Source organism: Burkholderia sp. IMCC1007, assembly GCF_027257875.1.
Taxonomy (GTDB): domain Bacteria; phylum Pseudomonadota; class Gammaproteobacteria; order Burkholderiales; family Burkholderiaceae; genus Burkholderia.
In genome coordinates this window covers 87,209-93,897 of the sequence record NZ_JAPVQY010000028.1, presented here as the reverse complement: position 1 = coordinate 93,897, position 6,689 = coordinate 87,209, and the positions used below count along the sequence as shown (strand labels likewise).

Sequence of the window (6,689 nt, the reverse complement as noted above, 5' to 3'; positions counted from 1 at the left end):
GGGCGATCGCGGCGCATGGGCGCGCCCGGCTCGCCCGGCAGCTTCCGGCACGCGGCCGCGCGTCGCGCCGCTACCCGGGCTCGGCTGGGGCGTGGCGCTGCTGGTCGCGCTCGCGGCGGCAGGCGGGATGGCGCTGTCCGCGCGTCACGCGCAAACCGACCGCACGGTCGACGAACTGGTGTCGAGCCATGTGCGGGCCGGATTGTCGGCGCGCGACATCGACGTAATCTCGACCGACCGGCATACCGTCAAGCCGTGGTTCAACGGCCGGCTCGACTATGCGCCGCCGGTCGAGGATCTGTCGGCGAGCGGCTTTCCGCTCGCGGGCGGGCGGCTCGACTACGTCGGGCGGCGCCGCGTCGCGGTGCTCGTCTACCGTTACCGGCAGCACGTGATCGACGTGTACGTGCGGCCGGCGGGCGAAGGGCAGGGTTCGCCGTACGCAACCGTGTCGCAGGGCTATGCGCTCGATCGCTGGGACGCGGCGGGCATGACGTGGTGGGCGGTGACGGACGCCGAACCGGCGGCGCTGACGGCGTTCAGGACTGCGCTCGACGCACGGCTGGGCGGGGCGCGCAGCGAGTAGGCGCCAGACTCGCTGCCGGCCTCGAATTGCGCGCGTGATGTTCCGCCCCCGCTTTTCTTGCGGATGCGAGGGGCGGCCGTCAATGCCCGTTGCCCGTTCAAGTCGTTGAAAACACGGCCGAATCCGGTCGGAAATTGCCGATCGGTGTTGCGCGTGCCCCGTATCCGGGTTAGAATCTTCGGCTTCTCACTTGCCACACCGGTTCAGACGCCCGGGTGGCTTTAATCCACAAGGAGTGTGTAATGCGTCATTACGAAATCGTATTCATCGTGCACCCCGATCAGAGCGAGCAAGTGCCCGCGATGATCGAGCGTTACAAGACCACGATCACGTCGCACGGCGGTCAGATCCACCGTGTCGAAGACTGGGGCCGTCGCCAACTGGCCTACATGATCGAGAAACTCGCGAAGGCTCACTACGTCTGCATGAACATCGAGTGCGACCAGACGACGCTCGACGAACTCGAACACGCGTTCAAGTTCAACGACGCCGTGCTGCGTCACCTCATCGTCAAGATGAAGAAGGCCGAGACCGGCCCGTCGCCGATGATGAAGGAAGTTCAGCGCGAAGAAGCCAAGAAGGCGGCTGCAGCTCAGCCGACCGAAGCGCAGGCTTAAGTTCGTCATTCATTAAGCCATCAAGGAGCGCGTCACTCACGTGAACAGGTTGCAATTGACGGCGAGCGTCGTCGAACGCGCACCGGTGCGATATACGCCGGCAGGTGTTCCGATCGCAAGCGCCACGTTGCATCACCGCACGGAAGTCGTCGAAGCAGGCATTCCCCGTCAGGTCGAAATGACGATCGACGCGGTGGCGGCCGGTGAGGCGAGCGGCAAGCTGGAAAGTCGTGAAATGGGCGTCGAAACGCTGTTCACGGGCTTCCTGGCCAAGAAAAGCCGCAACGCGAGAACCTTGGTGTTTCACATCACAGCATTGCAGGACATTGGAAAGGACTGAAATCATGCCCCGCCCGACTGGTAAGAAATTCGACAAGCGTCGTCAGCAACAAAACCCGCTCTTCAAGCGCAAGAAGTTCTGCCGTTTCACGGCTGCCGGCGTCGAGCAGATCGACTACAAGGACACGGAAACGCTGAAGGACTTCATCGGCGAAAACGGCAAGATCACGCCGGCTCGTCTGACGGGTACGAAGGCGCACTATCAGCGTCAGCTGGACACGGCAATCAAGCGTGCGCGTTTCCTCGCGCTGCTGCCGTACACCGATCAGCACAAGGCGTAATCAGGCGACGCAATAAGGAGAATTCGAATGCAAATCATTCTGTTGGAAAAAGTCGCCAATCTGGGCAACCTCGGCGATATCGTCAAGGTCAAGGACGGTTACGCTCGCAACTTCCTGATCCCGAACCGCAAGGCTCGCCGTGCAACGAAGGAAGCGATCGCCGAATTCGAAGTGCGCCGCGCTGAACTCGAAAAGATCGCCGCTGAAAAGCTGGCGGCATCGCAGGCAGTCGGCGAGAAGCTGAACGGCCAGTCGTTCGAAATCACGCAGAAGTCGGGCGTTGACGGCCGTCTGTTCGGCTCGGTCACGAACGGCGACATCGCTGAACTGCTGAAGAAGGCAGGTTACGAAGTCGAGAAGCTGCAAGTGCGCATGCCGGAAGGCCCACTGAAGATGATCGGCGAGCACGTCGTTCAAGTCGCGCTGCATACGGACGTCGTCGTCGACGTCACGATCAACGTGATCGGCGACCACGCGTAAGCGTACGCAAAGCTTTCCGGGCGGCTTCCGCCGTCCGGACAAGGGCAGGCGCCCGGGCAACCGGGGCCTGCCTTTTTTATTGCCTGATCGCCGGCAAGCGGTGGTAGCGCTGCCGCGATCTATTCGCGATAATCCCAACCCATGAACGCGCCGCAAGATCCTCAAATCGAATCGCTGAAAGTCCCGCCGCATTCGGTCGAAGCCGAGCAGTCGGTGCTCGGCGGCCTGTTGCTCGACAACGCGGCCTGGGACCGGATCGCCGACTTTCTGTCGCAGGGCGACTTCTATCGCTACGACCACCGGATCATCTACGAGCACATCGGCCGGCTGATCGCGTCGACGCGTCCGGCCGACGTCGTGACCGTGTACGAAGCGCTGGTCACGTCCGGCAAGGCCGACGACGTCGGCGGGCTCGCCTATCTGAACGCACTCGCACAGAACACGCCGAGCGCGGCGAACATCCGCCGCTACGCGGAGATCGTGCGCGACCGCGCGGTGCTGCGCCGGCTCGTGTCGGTCGCCGATGAAATCTCGGCCGATGCGTTCAATCCGCAGGGCAAGGAAGTGCGCCAGCTGCTCGACGAAGCCGAGTCGAAGGTGTTCTCGATCGCCGAAGAAGGCGCGCGCGGCAATCAGGGCTTTCTCGAAATCGGGCCGCTGCTCACGCAGGTGGTCGAGCGCATCGACACGCTGTATCACACGGCCAACCCGAGCGACGTCACGGGCACGCCGACGGGCTTCGTCGATCTCGACCGGATGACGTCCGGGATGCATGGCGGGGAACTGATCATCGTGGCCGGACGGCCGTCGATGGGTAAGGCGCAGCCGCTCGATGCCAGGGTGAAGACGCTGAGCGGCTGGAAGCGCATGGGCGAACTCACGGTCGGTGACGCGCTTGCATCCGTCGACGGCGCGCCGTCGATGGTCACCGGGATCTATCCGCAGGGCGAGCGGCAGGTATACCGCGTGCGCTTCTCGGACGGTCGTTCGGCAGAGTGCTGCGATGAACATCTGTGGTGCGTCCATTATCGCGAATGGGAGAAACCGCGCATTCTGAGCACGGCGGAGATCAGGACGCTGCTGACGCGTCAGCGTTATCAGGGTCGTTTGTGGATCGACATGCCGACCGGTGACTTCGGGCATGGCGACGCACTGCCTGTCGATCCGTGGGTGCTTGGCGCGCTGCTCGGCGACGGCGCGCTGGGCGGCACGGCCGTGCGCTTCAGCGTCAAAGCCGAAGAGACGCTGAACCGGATGCGCACACGGGTCGATGCAACGCTCGAACTCGAGCATGCGGGCCAGTACGATTGGCGCATCAAGCGCCGTTCCGCGGAGCAGGGTGCACGCCCGAGCGTCAATCCGCTGAAGGCAGCACTCGAAGGCCTCGGCTTATGGGGCCGAACCAGCTACGACAACTTCGTGCCGCGGCGCTACCTCGATGCATGCCGGGAAGTGCGCATCGACTTGCTGCGCGGGCTGCTCGATACGGACGGCTGGGTCGAATCGTGGGGCACGGTGCGTTATTCGACGGCCAGCCCGCAACTCGCGCGGGACGTGCAGGAACTCGCGCGCTCGCTGGGCGCGTGGTGCGCGATTTCCGAGAAGGCGACGTCCTTTACGTCGCGCGGTGAACGCCAGTCGGGTGTGACCGCATACGTGTGCACGATCAGCCACCCGGATCCGCAGAGCCTGTTCCTGTTCGAGGGCAAGCGCGAGCGGCTCACGGCCGGCCGAGCGCGCCGCAAGCTGCCGGTGATTACAGGCATCGAGCCGTCGCGCCGGACTGCCACGCAGTGCATCTCGGTTTCACATCCGTCGCGCCTGTACGTGACCGACGATTTCGTCGTCACGCACAATACCGCGTTCTCGATGAACATCGGCGAATACGTCGCGGTCGAGTACGGGCTGCCGGTGGCGGTGTTCTCGATGGAAATGCCGGGCACCCAGCTCGTGATGCGTATGCTCGGCTCGATCGGCCGGCTCGATCAGCACCGGATGCGTACGGGCCGCCTGACGGACGAGGATTGGCCGAAGCTGACCCATGCCGTGCAGAAGATGAGCGAGGCGCAGATCTTCATCGACGAGACGGGCGGCCTGAACCCGATGGAATTGCGCTCGCGTGCGCGGCGTCTCGCGCGTCAATGCGGCAAGCTCGGCCTGATCATCGTCGACTACCTGCAGCTGATGTCGGGTTCGTCGCAGGGCGAGAACCGGGCGACCGAAATCTCGGAAATCTCGCGATCGCTGAAGAGCCTGGCGAAGGAACTGGACGTGCCGGTGATCGCGCTGTCGCAGCTGAACCGCGGGCTGGAGCAGCGTCCGAACAAGCGGCCGGTGATGTCCGACTTGCGTGAATCCGGCGCAATCGAACAGGATGCGGACGTGATCCTGTTCATTTATCGCGACGAGGTTTACAATCCCGACAGCCCGGACAAGGGGACGGCCGAGATCATCATCGGCAAGCAGCGTAACGGTCCGATCGGGCCCGTTCGACTCACGTTCCTGGGTCAATACACGAAGTTCGATAATTTCGCGGGGGCGCAGAACTTCTACGGCGAGTAACGCCGGATGTAAACCCTTATTTAGCCAACGTTGTATCCCATCCCGGCGCGCGCATATGCGCGCGTCGCGTCGCGACCGGAAACGGTACAATGTCGCCCGTTTTCGTGACAGTCGTTTGACAATTTCTCAGGAATCCCATGTTCGGTCGATTCATGCCCACCGAGGGCAAGTTCTTTGAACTCTTCAACGCGCACGCGAAGCACATCGTTTCCGGTGGCCGCGAACTCGAATTGCTGATCGACAATCTCGCCGACGCCGAGATTCACAAGCAAAACGTGCAGACCGCCGAGAAGGCCGCAGACAAGCTCACGCATGAAGCGATCGATCTGCTGCACAAGACCTTCATCACGCCGCTCGATCGCGACGAGATCCACAAGCTGATCACGACGATGGACGACATCCTCGACCTGATGGAAGACGTCGCGACCGCCGTGTCGCTGTACGACGTGCAATCGGTCACGTCCGAGGCGAGCCAGCTCGCACACATCGTCACGCAGTCGGCGCAACACGTGCAGCAGGCCGTCGGGTTGCTGTCCGACATGAAGCAGTCGGCACAGATCCTCAAGCAATGCGAGGACATCGACCGCTGGGAATCGGAGGCCGATCGCGTGCTGCGCGCGGCGATGTCGAAGCTGTTCCGCGAGGAAGACGACGTGAAGACGCTCATCAAGCTGAAGGCGATCTACGAGCTGCTCGAAGAGATCACCGACAAGTGCGAGGACGTCGCGAACATCATCGAAGGCATCGTGCTGGAAAACGCCTGAGCGGACCACGATGCATTCGATACAACTCGCCCTATGGATGGTCGCGACGCTGGTGCTCGTCGCGCTCGTATTCGACTTCATGAACGGCTTCCACGACGCGGCGAACTCGATCGCCACCGTCGTGTCCACCGGGGTGCTGAAGCCGCAGCAGGCCGTCGTGTTCGCGGCCGCATTCAACGTCATCGCGTATTTCATCTTCCACCTGAAGGTCGCGCAGACCGTCGGTAAAGGCACGATCGATCCGGAGATCGTCGACCACTACGTCGTGTTCGGCGCGCTGGTCGGTGCGATCGGCTGGAACGTGATCACGTGGTACTACGGGATCCCGTCGAGCTCGTCGCACGCGCTGATCGGCGGCCTCGTCGGCGCGGCGCTCGCGAAGTCGGGCTGGAGCTCGCTGAATATCGACGGGCTGCTGAAGACGATCGCGTTCATCTTCATTTCGCCGCTGCTCGGTTTCATCCTCGGTTCGCTGTTCATGCTTGGTGTGTCGTGGCTGTACTTCCGTACCGCGCCCAGCAAGGTCGACCGGCGGTTCCGCCGGCTGCAGCTGCTGTCGGCGGGGCTGTACAGCCTGGGCCACGGCGGCAACGACGCGCAGAAGACGATCGGTATCATCTGGATGCTGCTGATCGCGTCGGGCTATGCGTCAGCGACGGCCGATGCGCCGCCTGCGTGGGTGATCGGCGCATGCTACCTGTCGATGGGTCTCGGCACGCTGTTCGGCGGCTGGCGCATCGTGCGCACGATGGGACAGAAGATCACGAAGCTCAAGCCGGTCGGCGGTTTCTGTGCCGAAAGCGGCGGGGCGATCACGCTGTTCATCGCGTCGTTCCTCGGCATTCCAGTGTCGACCACGCACACGATTACCGGCGCAATCGTCGGTGTCGGCGCGACGCAGAAGCTGTCGGCCGTGCGCTGGGGCGTGGCCGGCAACATCGTGTGGGCGTGGGTGCTGACGCTGCCGGCGGCCGCACTGTTCGCTGCCGGCGGATGGTGGCTCGGACACCAGATCTTCTGATCTTCCGATTCCGGCACGCCCCGGATCGACATGAAATGC

Annotated in this window: 8 protein-coding genes; all 8 read left to right on the top strand. The window is 63.2% G+C overall.

Features of this window, described 5'->3' with window-relative positions; translation table 11 throughout:
• A partial coding sequence (locus tag O1Q03_RS22945) for an anti-sigma factor family protein (protein ID WP_442865825.1) occupies positions 1-586 on the top strand: 586 nt, incomplete at its 5' end.
• Positions 587-828: 242 nt separating this feature from the next.
• Positions 829-1,203, top strand: a complete 375-nt coding sequence (gene rpsF, locus O1Q03_RS22940) for a 30S ribosomal protein S6 (RefSeq protein WP_006402295.1) — start codon at positions 829-831, stop codon at positions 1,201-1,203.
• 40 nt (positions 1,204-1,243) lie between these two features.
• Entirely contained in the window at positions 1,244-1,543 is a 300-nt protein-coding gene (priB, locus tag O1Q03_RS22935; protein WP_175684470.1) for a primosomal replication protein N, read from the top strand.
• A 4-nt stretch (positions 1,544-1,547) separates the two neighbouring features.
• The gene (rpsR, locus tag O1Q03_RS22930; RefSeq protein ID WP_006486248.1) at positions 1,548-1,823 is read left to right on the top strand and encodes a 30S ribosomal protein S18; all 276 of its coding nucleotides are present in this window, start codon (positions 1,548-1,550) and stop codon (positions 1,821-1,823) included.
• Between the two features lie 27 nt (positions 1,824-1,850).
• Complete coding sequence (gene rplI, locus O1Q03_RS22925; RefSeq protein ID WP_269506323.1) at positions 1,851-2,303, top strand: 50S ribosomal protein L9; 453 nt, start codon at positions 1,851-1,853, stop codon at positions 2,301-2,303.
• Positions 2,304-2,444: 141 nt separating this feature from the next.
• The gene (gene dnaB / locus O1Q03_RS22920) at positions 2,445-4,865 is read left to right on the top strand and encodes a replicative DNA helicase (protein ID WP_269506322.1); all 2,421 of its coding nucleotides are present in this window, start codon (positions 2,445-2,447) and stop codon (positions 4,863-4,865) included.
• A gap of 137 nt (positions 4,866-5,002) precedes the next feature.
• On the top strand, positions 5,003-5,629 hold the full coding sequence (locus O1Q03_RS22915; protein WP_269506321.1) for a DUF47 domain-containing protein: 627 nt from the start codon (positions 5,003-5,005) through the stop codon (positions 5,627-5,629).
• 10 nt (positions 5,630-5,639) lie between these two features.
• On the top strand, positions 5,640-6,650 hold the full coding sequence (locus O1Q03_RS22910) for an inorganic phosphate transporter (RefSeq protein ID WP_096503049.1): 1,011 nt from the start codon (positions 5,640-5,642) through the stop codon (positions 6,648-6,650).
• Positions 6,651-6,689: the final 39 nt, after the last annotated feature.